The organism is Nonomuraea sp. NPDC004186 (genome assembly GCF_053603495.1).
Window position 1 is genome coordinate 95,174 of sequence record NZ_JBSGFQ010000004.1, and the last position, 24,448, is coordinate 119,621.

At 73.1% G+C, this 24,448-nt stretch carries 24 protein-coding genes and 1 pseudogene; 10 read left to right on the forward strand and 15 right to left on the reverse strand.

Features of this window, described 5'->3' with window-relative positions; genetic code table 11:
* Positions 1 to 49 precede the first annotated feature (49 nt).
* The 3 genes from ACWEPL_RS04660 (at position 50) to ACWEPL_RS04670 (ending at position 2,651) form a co-directional block, all read left to right on the forward strand.
* Positions 50 to 604, forward strand: a complete 555-nt coding sequence (locus ACWEPL_RS04660) for a DUF1707 SHOCT-like domain-containing protein (protein WP_363981920.1) — start codon at positions 50 to 52, stop codon at positions 602 to 604.
* Positions 605 to 671: 67 nt separating this feature from the next.
* On the forward strand, positions 672 to 1,088 hold the full coding sequence (locus ACWEPL_RS04665; RefSeq protein ID WP_363981917.1) for a hypothetical protein: 417 nt from the start codon (positions 672 to 674) through the stop codon (positions 1,086 to 1,088).
* 93 nt (positions 1,089 to 1,181) lie between these two features.
* Complete coding sequence (locus ACWEPL_RS04670; protein ID WP_452435218.1) at positions 1,182 to 2,651, forward strand: DUF2079 domain-containing protein; 1,470 nt, start codon at positions 1,182 to 1,184, stop codon at positions 2,649 to 2,651.
* On the opposite strand, the gene ACWEPL_RS04675 is transcribed toward ACWEPL_RS04670, so the two are convergent.
* Entirely contained in the window at positions 2,627 to 3,733 is a 1,107-nt protein-coding gene (locus ACWEPL_RS04675) for a glycosyltransferase (protein WP_452435219.1), read from the reverse strand. The two genes, ACWEPL_RS04670 and ACWEPL_RS04675, sit on opposite strands and share 25 nt — an antisense overlap.
* Before the next feature lie 56 nt (positions 3,734 to 3,789).
* On the opposite strand from ACWEPL_RS04675, the gene ACWEPL_RS04680 reads away from it, so the two are divergent.
* The 3 genes from ACWEPL_RS04680 to ACWEPL_RS04690 all read left to right on the forward strand — a co-directional run bounded on the left by ACWEPL_RS04680 (position 3,790) and on the right by ACWEPL_RS04690 (position 9,160).
* A complete protein-coding gene (locus tag ACWEPL_RS04680) occupies positions 3,790 to 4,590 on the forward strand; it encodes a PIG-L deacetylase family protein (RefSeq protein WP_350728112.1) in 801 nt (266 codons plus the stop codon).
* A 49-nt stretch (positions 4,591 to 4,639) separates the two neighbouring features.
* Positions 4,640 to 5,698: a lysylphosphatidylglycerol synthase domain-containing protein gene (locus tag ACWEPL_RS04685; RefSeq protein WP_363981904.1), complete on the forward strand. Its 1,059-nt coding sequence runs from the start codon at positions 4,640 to 4,642 to the stop codon at positions 5,696 to 5,698.
* Positions 5,699 to 5,764: 66 nt separating this feature from the next.
* Positions 5,765 to 9,160 carry a BTAD domain-containing putative transcriptional regulator gene (locus ACWEPL_RS04690; protein ID WP_350728114.1) on the forward strand — a complete coding sequence of 1,132 codons (3,396 nt, stop codon included), beginning with the start codon at positions 5,765 to 5,767 and terminating at the stop codon, positions 9,158 to 9,160.
* On the opposite strand, the gene ACWEPL_RS04695 is transcribed toward ACWEPL_RS04690, so the two are convergent.
* Positions 9,129 to 9,629, reverse strand: a complete 501-nt coding sequence (locus ACWEPL_RS04695; RefSeq protein WP_452435220.1) for a hypothetical protein — start codon at positions 9,627 to 9,629, stop codon at positions 9,129 to 9,131. The two genes, ACWEPL_RS04690 and ACWEPL_RS04695, sit on opposite strands and share 32 nt — an antisense overlap.
* Before the next feature lie 153 nt (positions 9,630 to 9,782).
* Between ACWEPL_RS04695 and ACWEPL_RS04700 the strand changes: the two genes are divergently transcribed.
* The gene (locus ACWEPL_RS04700) at positions 9,783 to 10,301 is read left to right on the forward strand and encodes a DedA family protein (RefSeq protein WP_355199461.1); all 519 of its coding nucleotides are present in this window, start codon (positions 9,783 to 9,785) and stop codon (positions 10,299 to 10,301) included.
* On the opposite strand, the gene ACWEPL_RS04705 is transcribed toward ACWEPL_RS04700, so the two are convergent.
* Positions 10,278 to 10,487 (reverse strand): YegP family protein, encoded by a 210-nt coding sequence (locus ACWEPL_RS04705; RefSeq protein WP_363981897.1) that lies wholly within the window; start codon positions 10,485 to 10,487, stop codon positions 10,278 to 10,280. The two genes, ACWEPL_RS04700 and ACWEPL_RS04705, sit on opposite strands and share 24 nt — an antisense overlap.
* A gap of 101 nt (positions 10,488 to 10,588) precedes the next feature.
* On the opposite strand from ACWEPL_RS04705, the gene ACWEPL_RS04710 reads away from it, so the two are divergent.
* Positions 10,589 to 11,425: a D-alanyl-D-alanine carboxypeptidase family protein gene (locus ACWEPL_RS04710; protein WP_350728118.1), complete on the forward strand. Its 837-nt coding sequence runs from the start codon at positions 10,589 to 10,591 to the stop codon at positions 11,423 to 11,425.
* Here the strand turns inward: ACWEPL_RS04710 and ACWEPL_RS04715 are convergent.
* The 7 genes from ACWEPL_RS04715 to ACWEPL_RS04745 all read right to left on the reverse strand — a co-directional run bounded on the left by ACWEPL_RS04715 (position 11,387) and on the right by ACWEPL_RS04745 (position 17,883).
* Positions 11,387 to 12,160, reverse strand: a complete 774-nt coding sequence (locus tag ACWEPL_RS04715) for an ATP-binding cassette domain-containing protein (RefSeq protein ID WP_452435221.1) — start codon at positions 12,158 to 12,160, stop codon at positions 11,387 to 11,389. The genes ACWEPL_RS04710 and ACWEPL_RS04715 overlap by 39 nt on opposite strands.
* Complete coding sequence (locus ACWEPL_RS04720; protein WP_452435222.1) at positions 12,157 to 13,134, reverse strand: ABC transporter ATP-binding protein; 978 nt, start codon at positions 13,132 to 13,134, stop codon at positions 12,157 to 12,159. The genes ACWEPL_RS04715 and ACWEPL_RS04720 overlap by 4 nt, the downstream gene beginning before the upstream one ends.
* On the reverse strand, positions 13,131 to 14,888 hold the full coding sequence (locus tag ACWEPL_RS04725; protein ID WP_452435223.1) for an ABC transporter permease subunit: 1,758 nt from the start codon (positions 14,886 to 14,888) through the stop codon (positions 13,131 to 13,133). Before ACWEPL_RS04725 ends, ACWEPL_RS04720 begins: the two co-directional genes overlap by 4 nt.
* A complete protein-coding gene (locus ACWEPL_RS04730; RefSeq protein ID WP_452435224.1) occupies positions 14,885 to 16,327 on the reverse strand; it encodes an ABC transporter substrate-binding protein in 1,443 nt (480 codons plus the stop codon). The genes ACWEPL_RS04725 and ACWEPL_RS04730 overlap by 4 nt, the downstream gene beginning before the upstream one ends.
* Before the next feature lie 96 nt (positions 16,328 to 16,423).
* Entirely contained in the window at positions 16,424 to 17,017 is a 594-nt protein-coding gene (locus tag ACWEPL_RS04735) for an MBL fold metallo-hydrolase (protein ID WP_452435225.1), read from the reverse strand.
* Positions 17,018 to 17,135: 118 nt separating this feature from the next.
* The gene (locus tag ACWEPL_RS04740) at positions 17,136 to 17,651 is read right to left on the reverse strand and encodes a hypothetical protein (protein WP_363981876.1); all 516 of its coding nucleotides are present in this window, start codon (positions 17,649 to 17,651) and stop codon (positions 17,136 to 17,138) included.
* Positions 17,652 to 17,703: 52 nt separating this feature from the next.
* Positions 17,704 to 17,883 carry a hypothetical protein gene (locus ACWEPL_RS04745; protein WP_363981873.1) on the reverse strand — a complete coding sequence of 60 codons (180 nt, stop codon included), beginning with the start codon at positions 17,881 to 17,883 and terminating at the stop codon, positions 17,704 to 17,706.
* A 72-nt stretch (positions 17,884 to 17,955) separates the two neighbouring features.
* Here ACWEPL_RS04745 and ACWEPL_RS04750 point away from each other — a divergent pair, with 72 nt between their 5' ends.
* On the forward strand, positions 17,956 to 19,008 hold the full coding sequence (locus tag ACWEPL_RS04750) for a LacI family DNA-binding transcriptional regulator (protein ID WP_449899201.1): 1,053 nt from the start codon (positions 17,956 to 17,958) through the stop codon (positions 19,006 to 19,008).
* 9 nt (positions 19,009 to 19,017) lie between these two features.
* Here the strand turns inward: ACWEPL_RS04750 and ACWEPL_RS04755 are convergent, their stop codons facing one another.
* On the reverse strand, positions 19,018 to 19,392 hold the full coding sequence (locus tag ACWEPL_RS04755) for a DUF4267 domain-containing protein (RefSeq protein WP_452435226.1): 375 nt from the start codon (positions 19,390 to 19,392) through the stop codon (positions 19,018 to 19,020).
* A gap of 358 nt (positions 19,393 to 19,750) precedes the next feature.
* Positions 19,751 to 19,939: pseudogene (locus tag ACWEPL_RS04760) on the reverse strand (patatin-like phospholipase family protein); the annotation flags it as partial.
* A 103-nt stretch (positions 19,940 to 20,042) separates the two neighbouring features.
* Here ACWEPL_RS04760 and ACWEPL_RS04765 point away from each other — a divergent pair.
* Positions 20,043 to 20,318 (forward strand): hypothetical protein, encoded by a 276-nt coding sequence (locus ACWEPL_RS04765; RefSeq protein ID WP_363981865.1) that lies wholly within the window; start codon positions 20,043 to 20,045, stop codon positions 20,316 to 20,318.
* Positions 20,319 to 20,324: 6 nt separating this feature from the next.
* Here ACWEPL_RS04765 and ACWEPL_RS04770 read toward each other — a convergent pair whose 3' ends face one another.
* The 3 genes from ACWEPL_RS04770 to ACWEPL_RS04780 all read right to left on the reverse strand — a co-directional run bounded on the left by ACWEPL_RS04770 (position 20,325) and on the right by ACWEPL_RS04780 (position 24,424).
* Entirely contained in the window at positions 20,325 to 22,136 is a 1,812-nt protein-coding gene (locus ACWEPL_RS04770; RefSeq protein ID WP_452435227.1) for a protein kinase domain-containing protein, read from the reverse strand.
* Positions 22,137 to 22,212: 76 nt separating this feature from the next.
* Complete coding sequence (locus ACWEPL_RS04775; RefSeq protein WP_452435228.1) at positions 22,213 to 23,616, reverse strand: MmgE/PrpD family protein; 1,404 nt, start codon at positions 23,614 to 23,616, stop codon at positions 22,213 to 22,215.
* A gap of 13 nt (positions 23,617 to 23,629) precedes the next feature.
* Entirely contained in the window at positions 23,630 to 24,424 is a 795-nt protein-coding gene (locus ACWEPL_RS04780; protein WP_363981856.1) for a cyclase family protein, read from the reverse strand.
* Between the last annotated feature and the right edge of the window lie 24 nt (positions 24,425 to 24,448).

The window sequence follows — 24,448 nt, forward strand, 5'->3', positions numbered from 1 at the left end:
TTCCGGCCGACAACTCCCGTTCTGAGCGCTGCGACTCTATGCTCAAGATATGTCGCAATTGCAGATGCGAGTGTCCGACGAGGACCGAGAGCGCACCGCGCAACAGCTCCAGCACGCCTTCGCCGAAGGCCGGCTCACCCAGCTGGAGCTCGAAGACCGCCTTGAGATCGCCCTCACCGCGAGGACCTACGGCGAACTGCTGGGCCTGATCGAGGATCTCCCCACCGACCAGCCGCAGGTCGACGACGTGGTCGACCTGGAGTCCAAGAACGGCCAGATCAAGCGCGCCGGCGACTGGGCCGTCCCCCGGCGGCTGCGGGTGGCCTCCAAGTACGGCGGCGTCGAGCTGGACCTCTCCGAGGCCGTCATCACCCACCCGGTGGTGGACATCGAGCTCGACCTCGCGTACGGCTCCGCCAAGATCATCCTCCCGGACGGCGGCGTCGCGAACGTGGACGCCTTCCGCAGCGACTGGGGCCAGGTCCACACCTCCGACGTGCCCGGCAGGCCCCGCCCCGGCGCCGTGCACGTGGTGATCAGCGGTAGCACGAAGTACGGCAGCCTGACCGTCCGCTACCCGCGCAAACGCTGGCTCGCCCGCTGAGGCTTTACGCCCACTTGATACCCGTGGTGTTAGTGGGGTGCAAGCGACAGTCAAGGGCTGATCCATAATGTTCCCTTCGTTCGTAGAAACCACCGAAGGGCAAGAAATGACTCCCCCTCGTCGTCGCCTGGCCGTCGCGGCCGCGACGCTGACCCTTGCTGTCCTCACGAGCACCGGCTGTGGTGCGCTGGGCCAGGCGGTTGACTGCAACACCGCCGCCCAGGAGGCCACCAAGATCATGAATGAGTGGACCACCGCGATCACCAAGGACGCCACCGACACGAAGGCCATCGGCACGGCCTCGAAGGACGCGGCGGGCAAGACCAAGGAGCTCGCGGGCAAGTACGACGGCGAAGTCGCCGCCGCGCTGAACGACCTCGCCGCCGGTTTCGAGACCCTGGAGAAGGGCGACCTGGCCGAAGTGTCCTCGTTCACGGGCAAGATGCAGGGCTTCTCGACCAAGATCACCTCTGCCTGCAGCTGACGCTGAGCCCGCGGTCGCCGTTCCGCCTGTGGGGGGCAGGACGGCGCGGCGGCCGCGCCACGTTCGGGTGGATTCGTTCTACCCTTGCTGCCCGTGACGGGTGACACTCTGGCGGCGCGACAGGGGGCGTCCGCCGCCGCCTTCCTCTGGAAGATCCGGCTGTCCGGCCACCGCGTACGCGTGGGCGCCATCGCGCTCGTCGCCGCGGTGGCCTACGCCGTGCTCGGCCTGGTCAAGCTGGCCACGTTCCGGGCCACGTCGTTCGACCTGGTGATCGTGGACCAGGCGGTGCGCAACTACGCGGCGCTTCGGCCGCCGCACATCCCCGTGCTGGGCATGTTCCACGGGCGGGGCATGGACTACGTGCAGCTCGCCGACCATTTCTCGCCCGTCTACGCGATGCTCGCGCCCTTCTACTGGATCCACGACGGGCCCGAGACGCTGATCGTCGCGCAGGCGCTGCTGTTCGCCGCCGCGATCCCGTTCATCTGGCTGTTCACCCGGCGCGTGCTCGGCGTGGCGCCCGCCTACCTGGTCTCCGTGGCGTACGCGCTGTCGTGGCCCGTCGCGCAGGCCGTCGCGTTCGACGCGCACGAGGTCATGTTCGTCCCCGTGCTCACCGCGATCATGATCGAGCGCTACCACGCCGGCCACCGGCTGCCCGCCCTCATCGCGATGCTCGACCTCCTGCTGGTCAAGGAGGACATGGGGCTGATGGTGATCGGGGCGGGGCTGTGCCTGCTCGTCCTGGGCGACCGGCTGCGGGGGCTGCTGTGCATGGCGCTCGGGATGGGGGCCGTCCTGCTCGTACGCGGGCTGGCGATCACAGCCTTCGGCGGCGACTCCAAGGACTTCTGGGCCTACAACCATCTCGGCCCCGACGTGCCGAGCGCGATCCTGGCGCTGCTGCGCGACCCGATCGCGGCCGTGCTGCTGCCGTTCAGCGAGGAGGCCAAGGTCGACACGCTGTTCCTGCTGGTGTGGCCGACGCTGCTGCTGTGCCTGCTCTCGCCGCTGTCGCTGGTGGCGCTGCCGCACGTGCTGGAGCGCATGTTGTCCGACCGCTCCCAGTGGTGGCAGGCCGACTTCCAGTACAGCGCGTTCACCGTGGTCATCCTCTTCTGCGCGGGCGTGGACGGGCTGGCCAGGCTGCTGCGCTGGATGAAGCGCTCCGACGACACCTCGCTCAAGCTCGCCTGGGCGACGGCCGCCTGCGTGGTCGCGATCACCCTGGTGCCCAGATTCGCGCTGGACCAGCTCTACCATCCGCCCTTCTACCAGGAGCCCAAGGCGGCCGCCGCCGCCGAGGCCGTGAGCAAGGTGCCCTCCGGGGTCACCGTCGAGGCGGTCAACTCCGTCGGCCCCGCCCTGACCTCCAGGACCACCGTCCTGCTGTGGACGGCCCAGTCGCACGGCGCGCCGTGGGTGGTGGCCGACACCTCCCGCTGGGAGTTCCCCTTCGGCTCGGCGGACGAGCAGCGCGCCGCGGTCGACGCGCTGCAGGGCCAGGGGTACGCGAAGGTGTTCGAGCGCGACGGTTACGTGGTGCTCCGGCGCGGCTGAAGCGCCTCCGCGTAGGCCCGGTCGAACCCGTCGAGGACCGACGGCCACGAGCCCGCCGCCGGAGGGGTCGCCCGGTTGTGCGCGGCGATCGACTCGCGCAGCGCCGCGTCCGTGCAGAGCCGGGCCACCGCGCGGGCCAGGTCGCCGAGCGTGTGGCCGAGCAGCCCCTCCGTGCCGTCCGCGACGAAGTCGGCGACCCCGCTCTGCGCCCTGGCCACCACGGGCAGCCCCGCCGCCCGCGCCTCCAGCGCCGCGATGCCGAACGACTCGCGCGGCGCGGGCGCCACGAACACGTCCGCGGCCTCCAGCACCTTCGCGACCTGCTCCCGCGTGTAGCGGCCCGGCAGGGAGACCCAGCCGGCCATGCCGTGCCGGGCGAGAAAACGTTCCATCTGGCCGCGAGCCGGCCCGTCGCCGACGATGGTGGCCCGCATGGGGATCCCGGCGGGCACCCGCCGCCTGGCCGCCTGGAGCAGCCTCAGCAGGCGTACGGGCTGCTTGCGCGGCGCCAGCCGGCCCACCGCGACGATGTGCACCTCGTGCACCTCTTCCTGCCGGTCGGGCGTGCCGGGAGGCGGCGCCCAGCCCGACAGGTCGAGGCCGTTGGAGACCACCCGGACCGGCACCTCGGGCCCGGCCACGGCGCGGATCGGGACCGCGGCGGCGTTGCTGACCGTGGTCGCCACCAGCCGCCACCGCTGCCAGCCGAACGCCAGCCGCAGCAGCCGGTAGAGCGCCCGCGTGACCGGGTCCCACATGCTGTGCACGGTCACCACGCACGGCAGCCCGGCCCGCGCGGCGGCCCGCACGCCCATCCAGGCGAACGGCGAGACCGCCCCCGTGTGCACGTGCACCACGTCGGGGCGCAGGGACGTGAGCCGGCGCGTGAGATGCCCCACTCCGAACGGGTGAACGGGCAGGTCGAACGGCATTCTGGCGACGATCCGGTGGACCCCCGGCAGCGGCTCGCCCCTCGTCGCCGTGGCCACGGAGACGTCGTGTCCCGCCTCCCGCTGCATCCGCACGAGATCGGCCACCTGGACCTCGATCCCTCCGAGTCGCGGCAGGTAACAGTCGCTCACGTGAAAGATCCGCACCCCTCCCAGACTAATCTGGGCGTGTGCCTCCACGTACCGCAGTGTTCTTTCACGCTCACCCTGACGACGAGGCCCTGCTGACGGCGGGCACCATGGCGATGCTCGCGGCCGAGGGACACCGCGTGGTGCTCGTGGTGGCCACCGCGGGCGAGCGCGGCCTGGCCGAGATGGAGCCCGGCGAGGCGCTCGGCGAGACCAGGCTCAAGGAGCTCTACGAGTCGGCCGCGCTGCTCGGCTGCGCCCGCGTGGAGTGCCTCGGCTACGGCGACTCGGGGCTGAGCCCCAAGGGCGGCATCGCCGAGGAGCGGCCCGACAACGCCTTCATCGACGCCGACACCGAGGCTGCGGCCAAGGCGCTGGCCGCGATCCTGCAGGAGGAGGAGGCCGACCTGCTGGCGATCTACGATCCGGCGGGCGGCTACGGGCACCCCGACCACGTGCAGGTGCACCGGGTGGGCAAGCGGGCGGCCAAGATCGCCGGGACCGAGATCGTCCTGGAGGCGACGGTCAACCGCGATCCGCTGGTCAGGCTGCTGCGGCTGGCGGGGCGGTTCTACAAGTTCCCGCCGGAGTTCGACGTACGGACGTTCGAGAGCGCGTACTCGTCGAGCGAGACGATCACCCACCGGGTCAACGTCAGGAAATACACCCGCCAGAAACGGGCGTCCATGGCCGCGCACGCCTCCCAGGCCAGCGGCGGCGACAGCGACCGCACGCTCGCCGTCATGCTGAAGGTCCCGCGCCCGATCTACCGCCTCGTCTTCGGCACCGAGTGGTACGTCCGCCGCGACCTGCCGCCGGGCACCCGGCTCACTCATCCCTTCGACCAGTGGCCGAAATGATTCCTCCGAAGGAGGATCCTCGTCCGGCGACCCGTCAGACTGGACCCCGATGAAGAACAAGTGGCTCCAGATCGCGCTGTCCGTGCTGTCGCTCGGGCTGGCCGTGCTGCTCGTGGTCTACCTTCCGCAGATCGTGCGCACGCTCACCGGCAAGCCCGTCTCCTGGCACGAGATCGGCAAGGTCTTCGGCACGCTCGGCGCCGGCGAGATCGCGCTGATGACCGTGCTGTGGCTGCTGAGCCTGCTGGCGTACACGTTCGTGCTGACCAACTCCCTGCCCGGCCTCAACAACCTCCAGGGCCTCACGCTCAACGCGGCCGGGAGCGCGGTCAGCAACCTGCTGCCGTTCGGCGGGGCGGTCGGCGTGGCGGTGTCGTTCGCGATGACCAGGGGCTGGGGCTTCTCCAGCCGGTCGATCGTGGTCATGACGCTGGTCAGCGGCATCTGGAACACGATGTTCAGGTTCATCCTGCCGGCGGTCGGGATCATCGCGCTGCTGGCGGCCGGCGAGGCGCCCAATCCCACCGTCGCCAAGGCCGGGTGGACGGGCGCGATCTCGATCCTCGTGCTCTGCGTGATCGTGGCGGTCGCTCTTTACTGGGACCGCGCCGCCGTCGCGCTCGGCCGCGCGCTCGACGGCGTCACCCGGCTGCTGCGGCTGAAGATCCACGCCTCGGACGCGTTCCACAAGCTGCGTGCCGACACCGCCGGCGTCGTCAGGTCGAGATGGCCCGGGCTGTCGCTGGCGATGGTGTTCTTCCTGGGGTTCCAGTGGTCGATCATGGCGCTGTGCCTCCAGGTGACGGGCGCCTGGCCGGGGTTCGCCCAGTCGATCGCCGTCTTCGCCCTCTCCCGCGTGCTCACCGCCGTCCTGATCACGCCCAGCGGGGCCGGGATCATGGAGGGCGGCGTGGTGCTCCTCCTCACCGAGGGGTTCGGTGTCGGAGTCGCTCCGGCCACCGCGACCGCACTGCTTTTCGGCTTCTGGACTTACACTATCGAGATCCCGTTCGGCGGCCTGGCTCTGGGCGCATGGGCGCTCCTGCGCAGGCGCAACGGCCGGAACGCCGGGGCGGAGCCCCCATCCGCGATCTCGAAGGCCCAGTAGTGACAATCCCAAACCCATCAAAGACCTTGTGCGTGATTCCTAGGCCCGCATAGCGTGGCGGCTGACATGGTGGCGTTCCGAGTTCTGGGGCCAGTCGAGGCGTACGAACACGACGACGAACTCGACCTCGGCGGGTTGCGGCAGCGGGCCGTCCTCGCCCGGCTTCTCGTGGCCAGAGGTCAGGTCGTGCCCGTTGACACGCTTCTTTACGATCTGTGGGATGACGACGGGGCCAAGGGCGCGCAGTCGGGCCTGCAGGTCTACATCTCGCGCCTGCGCCGGGTGCTGGAGCCCGGCCGCCCGCGCGGGGGGCCCAACCGGCTGCTGGTGACGGTCGCGTCCGGCTACGCGTTGCGGGTGGCCTCCGACCAGGTCGACGCGCTCAAGTTCGAGCAGCTCGTCCGCGCGGCGGGCGAGCACCTCGAAGAGGGCGATCCGCAGTCCGCCCGAGGCCGCCTGGAAAAGGCGCTGGGCCTGTGGCGCGGCACTCCCTATTCCGACTTCGCCGACCAGTCGTGGGCCGAGGCCGAGGTCAACCGACTGGCGGAGCTGCGCCTCGTGACCCGCGAGCGGCACGCCGACACCGGGCTGCGGCTCGGCCTGCACGCCGAGACCGTTCCCGACCTGGAGGCGCTCACCACCGAGAACCCGCTGCGCGAGGAGGGCTGGCGGCTGCTGGCGCTGGGCCTCTACCGCTGCGGCCGGCAGGGCGACGCGCTGGCCGCGCTGCGCCGGGCCAGGAACATCCTGGCCGACGAGCTGGGCATCGACCCGGGGCCCGCGCTGCGCAAGCTGGAGTCCGACATCCTGGCGCAGTCCCCGGAGCTGGATCTGGCCGTCACCGCGCGCCCCGCGCGGCCCGCCGCGCCGGTCACCGACACCTGGCCGCCCAGGCCGGCCGCGGCCGTCGAGCCGCCGCCGCTGGAGCCCGAGCCGTTCGTCGGCCGCGACGCCGAGCTGGCCAGGCTGACCACGGCGGCCTCGCGCACGGGCCGGTTCCAGGTCGCGATCGTGGCCGGGGTCGCGGGCGCGGGCAAGACCACGCTGCTGCGCCAGCTGGAGAGCAGGCTCGCCACCGACGGCTGGATCACCGCGTCCGGCGCGTGCCCCGACTCCAGCGCCACCCCGCCGGGCTGGGCGTGGGTGGAGATCCTGCGCACGCTCACCGTCGCGACCGGCGCGGGCGAATACGCGCAGCTGCTCGCGCCGCTGCTCGACGACGCCGCCCCCGACCCCGACGAGGACGAGGCGTCCGGCGGCTTCCGGCTGCACCGCGCGGTCGGCGGCTACCTGGCCGGGGTCGCGCGCCGCGCGCCGGTGCTGCTGACCCTGGAGGACCTCCACTGGGCCGACGACCAGACGCTCGCCCTGCTGCGCGCGCTGCCGAGCCTGCTGGCGACCAGCCGGGTGCTGCTCGTGGTGACGTGCAGGGAGAGCGAGCTCGACGACCGCCAGTCCGACGTGCTGGCCGCGCTGGCCAGGCTGGGCCCGGTCCGCGTGGGCCTGTCGGGGCTCGACCCGAAGGCCGTGGCCGAGCTGGTCAAGGCGACGTGCGTACGCGACATCGACGAGGACGCGGTCGAGTCGATCGTCGAGCGCACGGGCGGCAACCCGTTCTTCGTCCGCGAGACCGTGCGCCTGCTCGACTCCGAGGGCGCGGCCGACCGGGCCAGCGCCACCGAGGTGCTCTCGCAGGTGCCCTCCGGCGTGCGCGACGTGCTGCGGCGGCGCATCTCGCGGCTGCCGTCGGGCGCCCAGCAGATCCTGCTCCAGGCCGCCGTGATCGGGCGCGACGTCGATCTCGACGTGCTGATCGCCGTGTCGGGCGACGAGGACGCGGTGATCGAGGCCGTGGAGGCGGCGCTGCTGGCCGGGCTGGTGACCGAGCCGGGTCCGGGGCTGCTCAGGTTCGACCATGACCTGGTGCGCGACACGATCTACTCCGACGCCTCCAGGCTGCGCCGCACGCGGCTGCACGCGGCCGTGGCGGCGGTCATCGAGCAGCACACGCCGTCCGACGTGGCGGCGCTTGCCCACCACTACTTCCTGGCCGACGCGGCCGGGAAGGCGGTCCACTACGCGGGGCTGGCGGCCGAGCAGGCGGAGCGGCGCTTCGCCCACCGCGAGGCGGCCACCCTGTGGGAGCAGGCGATCGCGGCGTTCGACCGCTCGCGCGACGAGCAGAGCGGCGCGCAGACGCCCGAGCGCAGCAAGGAGCGCCTGCGGCTCATGCTGCGCCAGATCAGGGCGCTGGCGCTGTGCGGCGACATGACGGCGGCCCGGCTGCTGCGCCGCCAGGCCATGGACGCCGCGCTGCCGCTGGGCGACCTGGAGATCACCGCCAAGGTGGCGGCGTCGCTGGCCGTGCCGCACAAGGGCATCGCGCGCGACTTCACCCGCACCGCGTGGGAGATCGTCGACATCACCGAGAAGGCGCTCATGGAGCTGCCCGAGGGTGAGCAGCGGCTGCGGGCCAGCCTGCTGACCACGCTGGCGCTGGAGCTGGAGGGCTCCTCCTCCCCCGAGCGCGGTCGTCAGGCGTCGCTGGAGGCGCTGGAGCTGGCCCGGCAGAGCGGCGACCCGACGCTGATCGCGGCGGCGCTGAGCGGGCGGCTGCGGCAGTCGTACGACATCCCCGCCGTGGACACCCGGGAGAGCATCGGCAGGGAGCTGCTGGAGGTCGCGCAGCGCTCGGGGCAGATGGCCACGCAGGCGCTGGCCCACCTGGTGCTGCTGGAGTGCGCGGCGGCCAGGGGCGAGTTCGCGGTCGCCGACCAGCACGCGTCCGCCGCCGACGCCCTGGCCAGGCAGTACGACCTGTCGGCGCCGGCCGCGGTCGTGGTCTGGTACGCGGGCCAGCGGCTGATGATCGCCGGCGACTACACGGGCGCGGAGCGGGCCTATCGCGACGCGACCAGGATGACGGCGCGGGCGGGCATGCTGGAGGGCCGCCAGGACCTCCCGCTGATCACGACGTTCTGCCTGCATCTGGTGGACGGCCGGGCGGCCGAGATGGTCGACCTGCTCGCCGACGCCCACCGGCGGGGCGCCAAGTGGACGCTCGACGCGTACGCGCTGGCCCTGGCCTCGTCCGGGCACCTCCAGGACGCCAAGGCCGTGGCCGCCACCCGCCCGCCGGTGCGGCCCGACTTCCTCTACGAGCTGGCGATGACCTGGCGGGCGCTGGCCGGCATGCTGCTCGACGACCGGGAGCGGATGGTCGACTGCTACGACAAGCTCAAACCGTTCGCCGACCGGGTGGCGGGCGCGGGCACCGGCGTGGTGGCGCTGTGGCCGGTGGCGCTGACGCTGGGCGACCTCGCCGTGCGCCTGGGCCAGCCGGACGCGGCCCGCGCCCACTACGAGAAGGCCCTGGAGGTGGCCGAGCGGGTCGGCGTGCCGCGCTGGGTGGAGGCGGCGCGGCGGTCGGTCAGCAGCTCACCTGGAAACGGTCGCTCATGACGGTCTTGACGCCCTTGGCCGACAGCTCGACGCGATACCAGCCGGGGTCGCCGGAGAGCTCGGGCCGCCACTCGACGGTCTGCGCGGAGCCCACGAAGCCGTCGTAGTCGACCAGGTACGTGCGCCACGACTTGGTGGAGGGGCTCCAGCGGGCGAGCTTCCAGCCGTAGTGCACGCTCCGGCCGGGCTCGGGGCTGACGAGCACGCTGCGCGCGACGAGCGGCCCCGAGCAGGCGCCGGCCAGTCCGCCGAGGGTGACCTGGCCGGGCTGGGCGGCCGGGGCCAGCTCCTCGGCGACGGGCACCTCGCGGGCCGACAGGGTGATGGTCGTCACGGCGGCCGGCGCGCCGTCGGCTGCGCTGTAGGCGGAGAAGCCGATGTACGCGCTGGTGAACGCCAGGGCGGCCACGATGAGCTTGACCGCGTTCGTCGTGCCACTCGCCAGGACGGCCGCGCTTCTCGACGCCATCTTCAACACCCCTTTTGCCTCACCCATAGAGTGAGCTCGGGTGGTTGAGGCCTGCTTGTCGGCTGGTTGCGGCGGCTTGCAAGCCGATATGGCGAAAGCTTGCAACTTGAACTAAGGTAAGGCTGACCTAAGGCTTGGGAGGGGTGGGAGAGCATGACCGGCATCGCCGATCCCACGAGGCCTTATTGGCTCGGTCTGCCCTACTGGCTGGTGGGCGCCATCCTGATCCTGGCCCTGTTCGGCGCGTTCCAGGTCTACTACTGGGTCGGGCGCAAGCTCGGCGTGAAGCTCTACGACTCGCGCGTCGGCGCCCGGGTGGGACGCGAGCGCATCGCGAAGATCGAGCACGTCGTCGAGAAGTGGGGCGCGCTGGCCGTCTACGGCTGCTTCTGGGTGCCCATGCTCCGGCACACGCTGCCGTGGGTGGCGGGGGCGCTGCGGGTGTCCTACCCCTGGTACGTGGTCGCGAGCGCGCTGGGCTGCCTGACCTGGGCGCCGATCTGGTGGTTCGGCATCACGGCGCTCGTGTGGGGCTGGCTGGAGCTGGCCGCGCGCTCGCCCGTCACGGCCGGGGTCGTGGCCGTGCTGGCCGTCGCGGCGGCGTTCTGGCTGGTGGTGCGGCGCAGGAGGAAGCGGCGCGCGGCCGCGTCAGAGAAGGCTCTGGTCTCCTAGGCCCCGCCCGGTCCGGTCGTCGATGGCGGCCTCGGGAGCGTTCCTGCGCACGGTCTCGATGCCGTTCACGCAGGCGGCCTTGCTCGGGTAGCCCTCGCCGACCGCGAGCGTCTGCCCGTTGTTCGCCACGAGGGCGAACCGGAATCCGCCCTGCCCGTCCTCACTGATCACGAACCTGCCCGCCACTGCCGCTCCTCTCTAACCTGGCATTGATTTACCCCCATCTGATCGGGCTTTATGGCGTAGTTAGGCAAACGGACCCTTGATCTCCTGTCAACATGATTGCCATGCGTATTGGGGGTTTCATTGGCTCCGCCGTACTCGCGCTGGTTGTGGGAGTCGCCTCCCCGGCCGCGGCGGCGGACGCGCCGGAGGTCGGGGCAAAGTCGGCGTACCTGGTCGACTCTGCGGGAACGATCCACTTCGGCAAGCGCGAGACTCGCCGGGTGCCCGTGGCCAGCCTGGTCAAGGTCATGACGGCGTACGTCGTGCTGCGCGAGGCCAGGCTGAACGACACGATCACGATCACGGCGACCGACGTCAAGCACGCGACCAGCAACGGCGCGACCACGGCGGCGCTGAAGAAGGGTGAGCGGCTCACGGTCAACGATCTGCTGTACGGTCTCATGCTGCCGTCGGGGGCCGACGCGGCCAACGCCCTGGCGCGGCGCTACGGCCCGGGCAAGACGGCGTTCGTCGCCAAGATGAACCGCGCCGCCCGCGCCTTGGGGCTGTCCGACACCCGCTACACCAACCCCGACGGCCTGCCCACCCCCGGGAACGGCGGCTACTCGACGGCCGTCGACCAGGTCAAGCTGGCGGAAAAGGCGCTGGACAACAGCACCTTCGCGGCCGTGACGGGCACCAAGGTGCACAAGGTGGCCAAGACCGCGCTACACCGGGCGCACACCTGGCGCAACTCGAACAAGCTGCTCTCGCGCGCCGACGGCGTGCTCGGCGTGAAGACCGGCTACACGCGCGCCGCCGGCTACTGCCTGCTCTTCGCCGGGGAGCGGGGCGGCAAGCGCGTGGTCGGCGTGCTGCTCGGGGACCAGAACGAGCGCCGCTTCGAGACGGCCGAGCGGCTACTGGACTACGCGGGCGAGCAGATCGCCGGCGGCTAGCAGCTCGCGGGTGTACGGGTCGGCGGGGGCGGCCCACACCTGACCGGCCGGACCGGTCTCGACGATCCGGCCGTGGCGCAGCACCGCCACGCGATGCGCCACGTGCCGGATCAGGGCCAGGTCGTGGCCGATGAACAGCTGGCCCAGCCCCAGCTCGTCGCGCAGCTCGGTGAGCAGGTTGACGATCCCGGCCCGTACGGACGGGTCCAGCGCGGACACGGGCTCGTCCAGCACGAGCAGCCTGGGCTCGCAGGCCAGGGCGCGGGCGATGCCGACGCGCTGGCACTGCCCGCCGGACAGCTCGTACGGCCTGCGCCGGGCGAGCGCGGGATCCAGGCGGACGAGGTCGAGGAGCTCGCGGACCCGGGCGGGGCCGGTCAGCGGGTCCCAGCGGCCCTGGACGCGCAGCGGCTCCGCGATCGCGTCGTGTGCCCGCAGGCGCGGGCTGAGCGAGCCGTACGGGTCCTGGAAGACCGGTTGCAGCGCGGGCCGCAGCGGGCGCAGGGCGCGCTCGTCGAGCGCGGTGAGCTCGCGGCCCTCGAAGCGCACCGAGCCCGCCTCGGGCCTGCGCAGCATGAGGACGGCGGCGGCGATGCTCGACTTGCCCGACCCCGACCCGCCGACCAGGGCGAGCGTCTCGCCGGCGGTCAGGGTGAACGAGACGCGGTCCACCGCCAGGACAGGCGTGGGGTAGCGGACGGTGAGATCGCGCACCTCCAGCAGGGGTGTCGTCATGCGGGCTCCTGGTAGAGGTCGGTGGCCGGGCCGGGCAGCTCGCCGAGCCGGTGGCAGGCGGCCAGCCTGTGTTCCCCGGTCTCCTGCGGCTGTGGCTCCCGCTCGTGACAGACGTCGGCGGCGGCCGGGCAGCGGGGGGCGAAGGCGCACCCGGGCGGCAGCGCTCCTGGCGCGGGCGGCGAACCGGCGATCGCCGGTAGCGGCCGTCCCGTCACCTCGCGCGGCGGGAGGGACGCGACGAGGCCGCCGGTGTAGGGGGCGCGCGGCCCGCGCAGCACCGCGCCGGCCGGGCCCGACTCGGCGAGCCGCCCCGCGTACATGACCAGGACGCGATCCGCGTACGCGGCCGCCGCCCCCAGGTCGTGCGTGATGAGCAGCACGGCCGGCCGCGTCCCCTCGCGGGGCTCCGTCAGCAGGCTGAGGATCCGGGCCTGGACGACGGGGTCCAGCGCGGTGGCCGGTTCGTCGGCGACGACGAGGGCGGGGTCGTTGACGGTGGCCATGGCGATCACCGCCCGCTGGCGCATCCCGCCGGAGAACTCGTGCGGGTAGGCGCGGGCCCGCCGCGCTGCGTCGGGGATGCCGACCCGTTCCAGCGCGGCCACCGCGCGCTCCCAGGCCTGCTTGCGGCCCAGTCGCCGCACGGCGCGGGCGAGCTGGTCTCCGACCGGGTACACGGGGCTGAGCACCGACAGCGCGTCCTGCGGCACGAAGGCGATCCGCCGGCCGCGTACCTGCCGGTAGATGTGCTCGGGCGCGCCGGACAGCTCCCGCCCGTCCAGGCGCACGCTGCCGGACATGCGCGCGCCGGGCGGCAGCAGCCCGAGCACGGCCCGGGCGGTCAGCGACTTGCCCGCGCCGGACTCGCCGACGACGGCGAGCGTCTCGCCCTCGGCCACCTCGAACGAGAGCCCCCGTACGACCTCCGTGCCCGCCACGCCGACCCGCAGGTCCCGTACGCGCAGCAGCGTCATGCGGCACCCCCGGTCCGGCGGCCCGCCGTGGAGAGCGAGACCGCCAGGGCGGCCAGCAGCAGGAGCATCCCCGCGGGGACCAGGGCCGCCCACGGCGCGCGCTCCACGTACGGCAGCGACTCGGCCAGCGTCAGGCCCCACTCCGGAGCGGGCGGCTGTGCCCCCAGGCCGAGGAAGCCGAGGGAGGCCATGGCCAGCGCGATCCCCGGCAGCCGCAGCACCGCGTGCCTGGCGACCGGGCCCGCGATCGCGGGCAGGACGTGGCGGGTCAGGATCCAGGCGGGCGAGGAGCCGATGGCGCGCTGGGCGGTCAGGTGGGCCGCGGCACGTACCTCTGCGACGAGGGCCGCGGCGTGGGCCGCGAGCGCGGGCCACGAGACGAGGGCGACCGCGACGGACGCGCCCGGCGTGCCGGGCCCGAGCACCGCCGCGACCAGGATCCCGGCGATCACCGGCGGCACGGCGTTGGCCACCTCGGCCGCGCCGGAGGCCAGCCCGGGGAGGAGGCCGACGGCCAGGGCGATGACGTACGAGCCCGCGCAGACCAGCGCGGAGACGCCGAGCGTGGCCGCGGCGCCATGACCCACCCTGGCCAGCACGTCCCGGCCCAGCGCGTCGGCGCCCAGCGGATGATCCCAGCTCGGCCCCGCCAGGCGCGCCGCCACGTCCACGGTCAGGGGGTCGAGCAGCGACCCCCACCCGACGGCGACCGCCAGCACGACCCCGCACACGCCGGCGACCGGGCCACCACCTCGCCCGCCACCGCCTCGCCGGCTGCCGTTTCCCTGGCCGCCGCCGATGGCCGGTGCGGGGAGCGAGAGGGCGGCGTCGCGGAGGCCTGGGCCGAGCATCCGGTGCCGGGCGGCGCTCGCCAGGATCCCGGCGAGCACACCCAGCAGGACCAGGGCGAGTACCGCGGCCTGGAGCAGCGGAAGGTCCTGAGCCTCCGCGGCCCCCAGCGCGGTCCGGCCGATGCCGGGCACCGCGAACACCGTCTCCACGGCCACCGCCCCTCCCGCCAGCCCCACGGCGACCAGCCCGAGCTGGGGCACCAGCGCGGGCAGCGCGCGGCGCAGCGCCGCCCGTGCGATGACGCCGGGACCACAGCCCGCCGAACGCCACAGCCCCACCCACGGCTCGGCGAAGGCCGCGGGCAGCGTGTCGTCCACCAGCCGCCCCAGGACCCCGCCGGCCGGGATGCCCAGGGCCAACGCGGGCAGCACCAGGTGCCGCGGCTCCTGCCAGCCGTAGGGCGGCAGGAGGCCCAGCCACACCGACAGCGTCACCAGCAGCACCGTCGCGATGAGGAATTCGGGCAAGGCCCCGAGCATCGCCGCCACCGCCCCCGTACCGCCGCCCCGCAGGGTGCCCCGCGCGCCGCGCACCAGGGTGGGCGCGCACAGGGCGCACGTCAGTGCCAGCGTCACCGCCAGCGCGGCGGCCATCAGCGTCAGCGAGACGCCGAGACCGGACAGCACCGACGGCAGCACCGCGCTCCCGTCCGCCCACGAGCGGCCGAAGTCGCCGCGCAGGACGCCGCCCAGCCACTCGCCGAGCAGCGGCAGCGGGCCGCCGTCCAGGCCCAGCTCGTGGCGGATGGCCTCCAACGCCTCAGGCGTCGGCTCCTGCTCGGCCGAACGGGCCCGCAGCAGCGACAGCGCGGCATCACGACCGGACAGCCAGGGCAACAGCCCGACCACCGCGACGACCGCCACGACCGCGACACCCCGCGAGAACAGCACCCCGCCGGTCATTTGAGGCGGGTCTCCGCCGTGATCAGGACGCGCTCGCGCGGGTCCTTCACCGAGTCCAGCACCGTGGTGGCATCGCCCTGGATCACGCGCTCGTGCAGCATCGGGACGGCGGCGTCGGTACGCAGGATCGCCGCCTCGGCCTCAAGGGTCGCCGCGTGCCTGGCGGGACCGGCGTCCGCCGCCGCGGCCTCGCGCACCGCCCGGTCGACGTCCTCGTCACACAGGCGGGCCAGGTTGAAGGAGCCGTCGCAGGTGAAGTCGGCCTGCATGTACGCCACCGGATCCCCCGAGTCGAGCACGGTCGCCCGGGAGAGGACGAACGCGTCGAACCTCCCGGCCAGCGCGTCCTCCTCGATGTGCGCGTACTCCCGTACGACCAGCTCGACCGCGAACCCCGCCTCCCGGAGCTGCTGCTGCAGCACGGAGGCGACCTCGGGCAGCTCGGCCCGGTCGGAGTAGGTGGCCAGGGTGATCGCCACGCCCTTCGCGCTCGCGGGGGCCGTACGCTCCCCCAAGCTCTCGCGGCCCTCGGCGGCCCACGGCAGGGCGGGCCCCAGCAGGCCCGAGGCCACGTCGGCGCGCCCCTCGTACACCCCCCGCACGAGTTGCCCCGCGTCGACGGACGCGCGCACGGCGGCGCGCAGGCCGGGGCTCTTGAACGGCCCCTTGGCGGTGTTCAGGTACAGGGTGTTGGTGCGCGGCATCGGCACCTCGCTGATCGTCTCCTTCGCCAGCAGCGCGGCCTGCGAGACCGGCACCGCCTCCGCGATGTGCGCCTCGCCGCTGCGGATGGCGGCGGCGCGGGCGGCGCCGTCCGGGACGAAGGAGACGTCGATGCCCGGCGCCTTGGCCTTCGTGCCCCAGTAGCCGTCGTGGCGGTCGAGGGTGGCGGTGGTGGTGCCGTTCACCTTGACCAGCTTGAACGGGCCGCTCCCGGTGCCGACCGGATCGACCTTGCCGTCGGTGCCGTACGCGCGCTCGGCCAGGATCGCCAGCTGCGGCGAGGACAGGCGGTGCGGGACCAGCGGGTCGGGCTCGCGGGTGGTCACGACGACCTTGCCGCCCTCGGCCCTCGCGGTCAGCTCGACGCCGTCGAGGATGCGCGGCTTGGGCGTGGCCTGGGTGGCGCGGGTCAGCGCGGCAGCGGCGGCCCCGGCGGTCAACCGGCTGCCGTCGTGGAAGGTCACGCCGTCGCGGACGGTGAACTCCCAGGTCCGTTCGGAGGTACGGGTCCACGCGGTGGCGAGGGCGAGTCGCGCGTCGCCTCTCGCGTCCAGGTTGACCAGGGTCTCGGCGGTGGACCAGCGGGAGAGCTTGAAGGCGTCGTCGCTGAAGGGCGACAGGCCGGAACGCGGCGGCTGGAGCATCGCCACCTTGATCCGGCCCGTGCTCTGCCCGCCCGCCGGGGCGGAGCACGCGGACAGGGAGAGGACTGTCATGAGGGCAAGCCAGAGGCTGCGATGTTGCACGGATTGTCCCAAATTCAGGGGGAATGAGCGGGACGAGACACTAGCATATGATAACCGTTTCCATATTCACATCCGATAAGCGCGCCCCTCGACGCCCCACTCCCCGAACGGCGGCCGCTCTCCCCGGTCGATCGCCCGGATGGAAGGGCGGCCCACATGGGCGAACACCAGCCGCCCCACCCCGTGATCGCGCGCCTCCCGCGCGACCTGGAGCACGCTCGCATGCCCGCCCACACCCCCGGCGAAGCGGATCGGCCGGTCCCAACCGGCGGCGTCGGCGAACATCAGGTCCACCCCGGCCGCCCAGTCCGGAAAGCCCCAGAACTCCGGCGCCCAGACGGCCCGCGCCCCGGCCGTCCTGATCAGGTAGCCGTAGGTGGGGTGAGAGGTGTGGCTGACCGGCAGTGGCACGATCTCCACTCCCGCGGTCTCGAAGGTCGCCACCGCGGCGGCCAGCCCGAGCGCCCGCGCCGTACGGCGGATCTGGGGCATCAGTTCGGCCCGCTCATCGCAGACCAGCCAGCCGTCGAGCCGCTCACCGGCCGCGGCGTCGCCACCCCCGTCGAGCAGGACGCGGTGACCGCGCCAGCCGACCAGTAGCCCGGCCGGGCTGTAGCGCGGCGAGTTCATCGCACCGACCCCCACCAACCGCAACCACACGACCGCCACCCCCACCCCAGACGCAGCCGCTACCCACTCCCCCAGCCCGACAACCGACGTCGACGACGCGCCCACACCGCAGGCGACCACCAGCGGCCAGGGGACCCGCGAAAAGGGCTCACCCGAAGGTGATCTTGCCGCTCCCAGGAAGCGTGCTCATCCCCCGAGCGGCGCAGCCGAGGATGGCCGCCGCCGGCGAGAGGCCGCCGCGGACGCGCTCCCCCTTGAGCGCGCCGGCGGCGATGGTGCCGGTGAGCAGGGCGTCGGCCGGATGCTGGGTGGCGAGCCGGTCGGCCTTGATGCGCAGCCTCGAGGTGCCGACGGGCCGGCCGTCCCCGCCGAACCAGGTGATGACGGCACCCCCGCGCACCTCGCGGGCACTTGTGCACGAGGCCTCCGCGGTCGCCTTGACGGCGACCCAGGCGGAGCGGAGGGACGGGGCCGAGCCGTCGGGTGAGGTGCAGTCGGTGAGCTGGAGGTTCCCCCGGGCGGCGACGCGCCGCGGCGTGAGGCCGACCTGCGGCGTGAACGCCAGCGGCCGCTCGGACGGCGTGGCGACGGCACAGGTCAGGGCCGGGTCCGGGAGGCCCGCCGGGGCCGAGGTGGCGATCGCGATGATCCAGTCCAGGTACATAAGCCTTCCCCGTTGGCTGCTGTACGTAATCAGCACCTCACATTGTGCTGCATCACGCGGTACGGCACGCCGGATCCAGCCGATCCGCGGTCCACCTGAGCGAGTGCGCCACCCGTACGCGCACCTTGGCCCTCGCGCGGTGCGGCTGCCGAGGTGCGCCCGGCAGGGCTTCGCCGAGCGACTCCCGGTAGCCCATCGCGGTCTGGTGAGCGAGCACTTGCATGGGATCCATAAACCCTCCTTAATCAATTAAGACCTTAATCGATTAAGACAAGCCGGGCAAGCTCTTCGGTACGGTGGGACGATGGCCAGGGTGACACTGCAGACGATCGCCGACCGGCTGGGCGTGTCCCGGGCCACCGTGTCCTACGCGTTCTCCCGGCCCGACCAGCTCAGCGACGGGCTGCGGCAGCGGATCATGGAGGTGGCCGACGAGCTCGGCTACGCGGGGCCCAACCCGACGGCGCGATCGCTCCGGCTGGGGCGGGCGGGGGCGCTCGGGCTGCTGTTCAGCGAGACGCTGGCCTACGCGTTCGCCGACCCGTACGCGATCGGCTTCTTCCAGGGGCTGGCGACGGCGGCCGAGGACGCGGGGGTGGGGCTGCTCATCCTGCCGCTGCCGCACGGCGACCGGCGCAGCGAGACGGTCAGGGACGCGGTGGTCGACGCGTTCTGCGTGATGTCGCTGCCCGACGGGCATCCGGCGCTGGCGGAGGTGCTGGCCAGGAAGCTGCCCGTCGTCGTGGTGGACGAGCCGTACGTGCCGGGGCATCCGTTCGTGGGGACCGACGAGCCGGCGGCCGCGGCGGCGGCGGCGCGGCACGTGCTCGAGCTCGGGCACCGGCGGATCGGGGTGGCCATGGTCGGGCTGCACGACGACGGCCACACCGGCTGGGCCTCCCCGGAGCGCCAGGAGGGCGCGGTGTTCGAGGCCATGCGGCGGCGTGCCGGCGGCTACCGGCAGGCGTGCGAGGAGGCCGGGATCGACTGGTCAGGGGTGCCGTTCTACGAGGTGGCGCGCAACTCCCGCGAGGCCGGCAGGAAGGCGGGGCACGCGCTGCTGGGGCGGGACCCGCGCCCCACGGCGATCCTCACCAACACGGACGTGCTGGCGCTTGGAGTCCTCGACGCCGCCGCCGACCTGGGGCTGGAGGTGCCCGGGGAGCTGTCGGTGGTGGGGTTCTCCGACAGCGCGGCCGAAGAGGCGGGGCTCACCACGATCCGGCAGGCCAAGCAGGAGATGGGAGCGGCGGCGGGGCGGCTGCTGCTGTCGGGGGCCGCGGCGGAGCCGGAGCGGCTGGTGTTCCCGCACGAGCTGATCGTCCGCGCCTCGACCGCTCCCCCGGCACACGCTTGACGAACCAGGTCACCCCAGGAGGAGCAGCACGCCCGCCGCGGCGCTGACCAGGGCGGTGGCGCCGTGTATGCCCCACGAGAGGCTGGGGTGGCCGCCGCGCCTGGCCACGATGAGCGCGTCGCCGACGGGGATGACGCTCATAACCAGGATGACCCACCCCAGCGTGTGCGCGTCCGCCACGGCGATCATGACGAAGATGGCCAGGGCGGTGCCGAGGTCACGAACGGCCTTCACGGAGAAGTAGGCGCCCGTGTCCATCCCCGAGGCCGAGCCCGGCACGCCGTACGCCTTGGCCGCGGCCTCGGGGACGAAAAAGAAGCGCAGGCTGACCACGACGAGGCCGATGCCGACCAGGGCTGCGATCACATAAGCGGTGGTGACCATCTTGTGCACTCCAAGCGAGAGTCATCGGTAGAAGTGCTAGCAACGCTAGCCTAGCGACGACTCGATGTCTAGCAGTGCTAGAAACTGGTCGCCTAGTCATGCCAGACCGCGGCCACCTCCTCGGCGATCCGCTGCGACCGGCCCAATTCGGCCACTCCCGCACCTCGTCGCCGAGCCACCGGGCCACCTGCGCGCGCCGCTCCGCCTCCGGTACGGTCCTCGCGGCCAGCGCGAGCCGCCCCATCCGCGCGCCGAACTCCTGGGACGTCTTGGACCTGGACAGGTTCCACACCATGCGGAACAGGCCCAGCGGCGACGACGTCGGCCTGCTCTCCCCGGTCGGAGGCTCCAGCTGCCTGGCGTACAGGTGCTCGGGATCGAGCCCGGAGGCGAGTTGCGCGCCCACGAGCGCGCCGGCGGACGTGCCCACCACCAGGTCCGCCTCCCGCAGGTCGACGCCGTTCGCGGCGAGCCCGGCCAGGACACCCGTCTCCCAGGCGATCCCCAGCACCCCGCCACCACCCAGAACCACTGCTCTGCTCGTCATCCGCACTCCTCGGGTCGAGTCCGGCCCGGCCGCGGGAAATCGGTTACCGACCGGGAGTCACGTAGGTAAGGTTGCCCTCACACCTCTCCCGAAGGACAGCCCCATGGCGCAATTCATCGAGGTCCGAGCGACGGTCGAGGGCCATGAGAGGGCGGCCGCCCTGGCGAAGGGCATCTTCAGCGCCGGCCTGGCGGCCTCGATCGACATCGCCGAAGTGCCGTCCCCGCGCCGTGACACGACCGTCTGGGAGCTCACGCTCATCACGACGGACGGTCAGGTCACCACGCTCGAACGGCGCATCAGGGAGACCGCCGACGGCTGCTCCGTCACCAGCCGGCCGGTCTCGCCCGACGCCGACGGCTACCCCGACTGGCTCTGAGCCCTGCTACGCGCCTCCTCGTTCGAGGGCGGTATCCACCCATTCGGCAGCCCGCACCGCGCCGGTCCGGATGCCCCGGTCGCTCACCTTGGCGTCCACGGCGGTGTACGTGACCTCGATGACGAGGTTGTCCCGGAGGAACGTCAGCTTCGTGTAGTGCACGCCACCCGCGCGGGGGCCGACGTCGGCGGCGAAGGCCTCCTCGCCGATGCCCGGCACGTCCCGTGACCCCGTGGTCGAGTCCCTGAACACCCGCTCGACCCCGATGTCGTCCCGCCGCCATTCGACCCCCGAGGAGGCGTCGGGGGCGAGCTCCTGCCGCCGGAGGAACTCCTGGCGCGCCGCCGATGTCCTGGGGTGCCACGATTTGGCGGCGTCCGGTTCGGGCCCCAGCGGTGTCACGTCGAGGGCCCGGCCTTGTGACGTCCAGGTGCAGCCGCCGGTCTTGTCGTCGTACCGTTCGCGCGGCCGCGGGACGAGTCGCCGTACCTGACCCGGTTCGAGGAGGGCGCAGTAGTCGATGGGCCGGGAGAACCGGCCGCTCTCCTGTGGCGTCGGGCTCGCGGTGAACTCGGAGTCCGAGAGGTCCGAGAAGTCCGGCATTTCGGAACTCCCCGGGGAGAGGGCGATGATCGCCAGTGCCACGAAGGGGCTCACGAAGAGGGCCACCATGATCCGGTCGCGTAACCTCCGAGAGGTCGGGTCCACGGCCTTCGCCGGGCGCGGCGGCGCGGGGACCTCCCGGCCCCGTACGGGCGACAGCCGCGTCTCTTGCTCGTGCGCCGAAAGCCCGGCACTCCCGGCCTTCGTGAACCTCGGGCTCGGCGGCTCCACCACGGTGGACGCACCGGCGGGCGCACCGGCGATCGGCTCCGCCACGGCGGGCACGTCGTCCGGCTGCTCCGGGGGTGGGGCGGACTCGGCGACAAGGGTGCGGACGGCCTCGGCGACGGGGTCGGGCAGCCACCGGGCCTCGGTGTACAGCTCGGCGAGCGCGCCACCCCCCGTGGCACCGTCCGACAGCTCGTCCAGCAGCGCCGTCGCGCCCGGCCGCTCCTCGGGCCGCTTCTCGAGGCACCGGCGCACGATGGAGCGAAGCCGGGGCGGGAGCCCTTCCAGGTCCGGCTCCTCGTGCACGGTCCGGTACCACAGCCCCTGCCATGACCCGCCCCCGAACGGCCCGGTCCCCGTGGCGGCGTACGCGAGCACCGCCCCCAGGCAGAACACGTCACTGGCCGGCCCCACCGAGTCCCCCGTCAACTGCTCGGGAGAGATGAACCCCGGCGTTCCCACGGACACGCCGGTCCGCGTCAGCCTGCTGCCTTCCACCGCCACGGAGATGCCGAAGTCGATGACCCGCGGCCCGTCCACGGCCAGCAGCACGTTGGAGGGCTTCAGGTCCCGGTGCACCACCCCCGCCGCGTGGATCGACTCCAGCGCCTCGGCCAGCCCGGCCCCCAGCGCGAGAACGGCCTCCTCGCGCCAGGTCCCGTGCTCGGCGACGGCCTCGTCCAGGGACAGGCCGGGCACGTACGCCGTCGCCAGCCACGGCGGCGCCCCCTCCGGATCGGCGTCCACCACCCCGGCCGTGAAGAACCCGCTCACCGTGCGGGCCAGGGAGATCTCGCGGGCGAACCGCTGCCCGAAGTCCCGGTCGGCGGCGAGCTCCGGGTGCACGACCTTGACCGCCACCGCGCGTCCGCTCTTCGACCGCCCCAGGAAGACCCGCCCCATCCCGCCGGCGCCCAGCCTCGCCTCGATCCGGTACGGTCCCACCTTCCGCGGATCCTCCGGCCGCAGCACCTCGAACACGGACACGCGCCCTCCCCAGGGTCCGCGATCAGACGTGTCGAATCACCACATTAGCCCGATCGCCGAAGGAGAGGGATCAACTTCACATAGCGACGGTCAGCTGGAGCAGCGGCGCCGCCGAAGGCGCCGAGGGAAGGTCCCCGACCGCCGCCAGGAGGGCGTCCACCCTGTCCGGCGGCAGCGCCCGTCCCGCGTTGGCGCGGAACTTGACCCCCAGCTCGTCCGCCGTCAACGGGTGCTCCGGCCCGCCCCGCGAGGAGTCCACGCGGTGCTCCAGGGTCGAGCCGTCACGCAGCCGTACCCGCATCACCGCCGCGAACGCGCGCGGGAAGATCTCCGACGCCCGCTCGTCCGCCACGCAACGCACCCGCTTGGCCAGCTCCAGCCGCTCCGGGGACAGGGCGGCGAAGTCGTCCAGGGAGAGCCCGAGCCCGCCGCCGCCGTGCAGCGCCGCCGCGACCGTGTACGGGCCGGAGAACTTCGCGTGGTACGGCGACCTGGGCGCGGTCTTCTCCTCCCTGGGCTCCGCGATCGTGCGCAGCACCGGGGCGGGCACCCCCAGCTCGATGTCCTCGACGTCGTCCGGGGACAGGCCGCCGGCCCGCAGCGCCAGGGCGCAGTCGATGGCCGGGTGGGTGAAATGGTTCGTCGGGTAGGGCTTGTAGACCGTGCGCAGGAGCTCCCACCGCTCGCCCAGGCCGGACAGCAGCGCGGCGTCGTCGTACCGGCCGTCGAGCCAGGCCTGGAAGAACCCGAACCGGCCCTCCAGCACGGTCGGCGGCCCGGTCACGCCTTCCAGGGCGAGCACCGCGGCCGAGACGCCCGCGTGCGCGGCCCAGCCGCAGTGGACCCGCTTGATCGTCCCGCCCGTGCGGTTGGCCTCGATCACGCCCGCGCCCATGCTGGCCGCCACGCCGACCGCGTGCGCGATGCCGTCCGCCGTGAGGTCGAACAGCAGCCCCGCCGCGACCGCGGCGCCCAGCGTGCCGCAGATGGACGTCGCGTGCTGGCCCTTCTCGAAGAAGAGCGAATTGCGCGCCTCAGGCAGGTAGGAGGCCATTCCGAGGCGGTTGCACACCTCGACGCCCGCCGCGATCGCCGCGGCCAGCGCGGCTCCGCTCGCCCCGGTCGCCTCGGCGACGGCCAGCGCGGCGGGCACCACGGACGCGCTCGGGTGCAGCACCGACGGCAGGTGCGTGTCGTCGTAGTCGAGCGCGTGCGCCAGCGTGCCGTTGACCAGCGCCGCCGCCGGCGCGGGGAGCCGGTCGCCGCTGCCGATCGCGCTCGACTCCTCGACGCCGCCCCACCGGCGTACGGCCCGCAGCACGGCCGGTCCCGCGTCGCCCTCCGGCTCGGCGTAGGCGGCCAGGCAGTTGCCCAGCACGTCGAGCACCCGTCCGGTCACATCGTCGCGCACCCGGTCGGGAACGCCCTTGTCACGGCAGGCGACGGCGAACTCGGCCAGCCGCTGGACATGGGTTGTCATGGTCCCTCTCAGGTCAGTCGATCACGGCGAGCGGACGGACGGGGGCGCCGGTGGCGCCGACGACCGGCAGCGGGTTCAGCACCAGCACGAACTCGCGTGCCCCCGAGTCCAGCAACTCGGACAGCCGCATGGTCTCCACGATGTTGATGCCCGACTCCACCAGCATGATCCGGTGCACGGGCAGCGTGGCATGCCCGCGACCAGGCGCGATGTGCTCGAAGGCGATGGACTCGCCGCCCACCACGCGCGGCCGGCGCTCGGCCAGCCAGCGCGCCGCCTCGACGCCCGGCCCGGGAACGCCGCCCCGCTGCCCGACGAACTCCTCCGCCGACGACCACAGCCGCGACCAGCCGGTGCCGATGAGCACGGCGTCGCCGGCGCGGATCTCCAGGTCGCCGGCGGCCCGCGACAGGTCGTCGGCGGTGATCTCGTAGCCGGCCGGCAGCGTGTCCACGCCGTGCACGGCGGCCACGTCGAGCAGGACGCACCGGCCCACGTACGGCTCGAAGGTGTCGATGCCGAGCGCGCCGAACCCCTCGTGCGACATCACCTCGGACGCGGGCCGCCCGCCGTACAGGAGCCCTTCCTGCGAGACGTGCGCGAGCGCGTCGACGTGCGTGCCGACGTGGCCGCCCGTGACGATGATCTCGTTGGCGGCGGAGCCGCCGTCCGGCCTGACCATGTCGCCGTGCCTGCGCTCCAGCGCCATCCGGAACGGGGGGTGGTTCGGTGACTGCGGCATGCCTTTGCGCATCGGCTGCGCGAGATCAAGGACACGCGCCCCTTCCAGCGCCTTCCACAAGGACATCTCGGACGGCTCTCCTTATGTTCC

Bases quoted from the DNA above. Each gene is read 5' to 3' on its own strand.
- ACWEPL_RS04765 (WP_363981865.1), top strand. From the start codon at position 20,043: ATGGCGCAATTCATCGAGGTCCGAGCGACGGTCGAGGGCCATGAGAGG.
- ACWEPL_RS04780 (WP_363981856.1), bottom strand. From the start codon at position 24,424: ATGTCCTTGTGGAAGGCGCTGGAAGGGGCGCGTGTCCTTGATCTCGCG.
- ACWEPL_RS04695 (WP_452435220.1), bottom strand. From the start codon at position 9,629: ATGGCGTCGAGAAGCGCGGCCGTCCTGGCGAGTGGCACGACGAACGCG.
- ACWEPL_RS04715 (WP_452435221.1), bottom strand. From the start codon at position 12,160: ATGACGACACCCCTGCTGGAGGTGCGCGATCTCACCGTCCGCTACCCC.
- ACWEPL_RS04710 (WP_350728118.1), top strand. From the start codon at position 10,589: ATGCGTATTGGGGGTTTCATTGGCTCCGCCGTACTCGCGCTGGTTGTG.
- ACWEPL_RS04720 (WP_452435222.1), bottom strand. From the start codon at position 13,134: ATGACGCTGCTGCGCGTACGGGACCTGCGGGTCGGCGTGGCGGGCACG.
- ACWEPL_RS04690 (WP_350728114.1), top strand. From the start codon at position 5,765: ATGGTGGCGTTCCGAGTTCTGGGGCCAGTCGAGGCGTACGAACACGAC.
- ACWEPL_RS04775 (WP_452435228.1), bottom strand. From the start codon at position 23,616: ATGACAACCCATGTCCAGCGGCTGGCCGAGTTCGCCGTCGCCTGCCGT.
- ACWEPL_RS04725 (WP_452435223.1), bottom strand. From the start codon at position 14,888: ATGACCGGCGGGGTGCTGTTCTCGCGGGGTGTCGCGGTCGTGGCGGTC.
- ACWEPL_RS04685 (WP_363981904.1), top strand. From the start codon at position 4,640: ATGAAGAACAAGTGGCTCCAGATCGCGCTGTCCGTGCTGTCGCTCGGG.
- ACWEPL_RS04755 (WP_452435226.1), bottom strand. From the start codon at position 19,392: ATGGTCACCACCGCTTATGTGATCGCAGCCCTGGTCGGCATCGGCCTC.
- ACWEPL_RS04750 (WP_449899201.1), top strand. From the start codon at position 17,956: ATGGCCAGGGTGACACTGCAGACGATCGCCGACCGGCTGGGCGTGTCC.
- ACWEPL_RS04700 (WP_355199461.1), top strand. From the start codon at position 9,783: ATGACCGGCATCGCCGATCCCACGAGGCCTTATTGGCTCGGTCTGCCC.
- ACWEPL_RS04660 (WP_363981920.1), top strand. From the start codon at position 50: ATGTCGCAATTGCAGATGCGAGTGTCCGACGAGGACCGAGAGCGCACC.
- ACWEPL_RS04740 (WP_363981876.1), bottom strand. From the start codon at position 17,651: ATGTACCTGGACTGGATCATCGCGATCGCCACCTCGGCCCCGGCGGGC.
- ACWEPL_RS04665 (WP_363981917.1), top strand. From the start codon at position 672: ATGTTCCCTTCGTTCGTAGAAACCACCGAAGGGCAAGAAATGACTCCC.
- ACWEPL_RS04730 (WP_452435224.1), bottom strand. From the start codon at position 16,327: ATGACAGTCCTCTCCCTGTCCGCGTGCTCCGCCCCGGCGGGCGGGCAG.
- ACWEPL_RS04745 (WP_363981873.1), bottom strand. From the start codon at position 17,883: ATGGATCCCATGCAAGTGCTCGCTCACCAGACCGCGATGGGCTACCGG.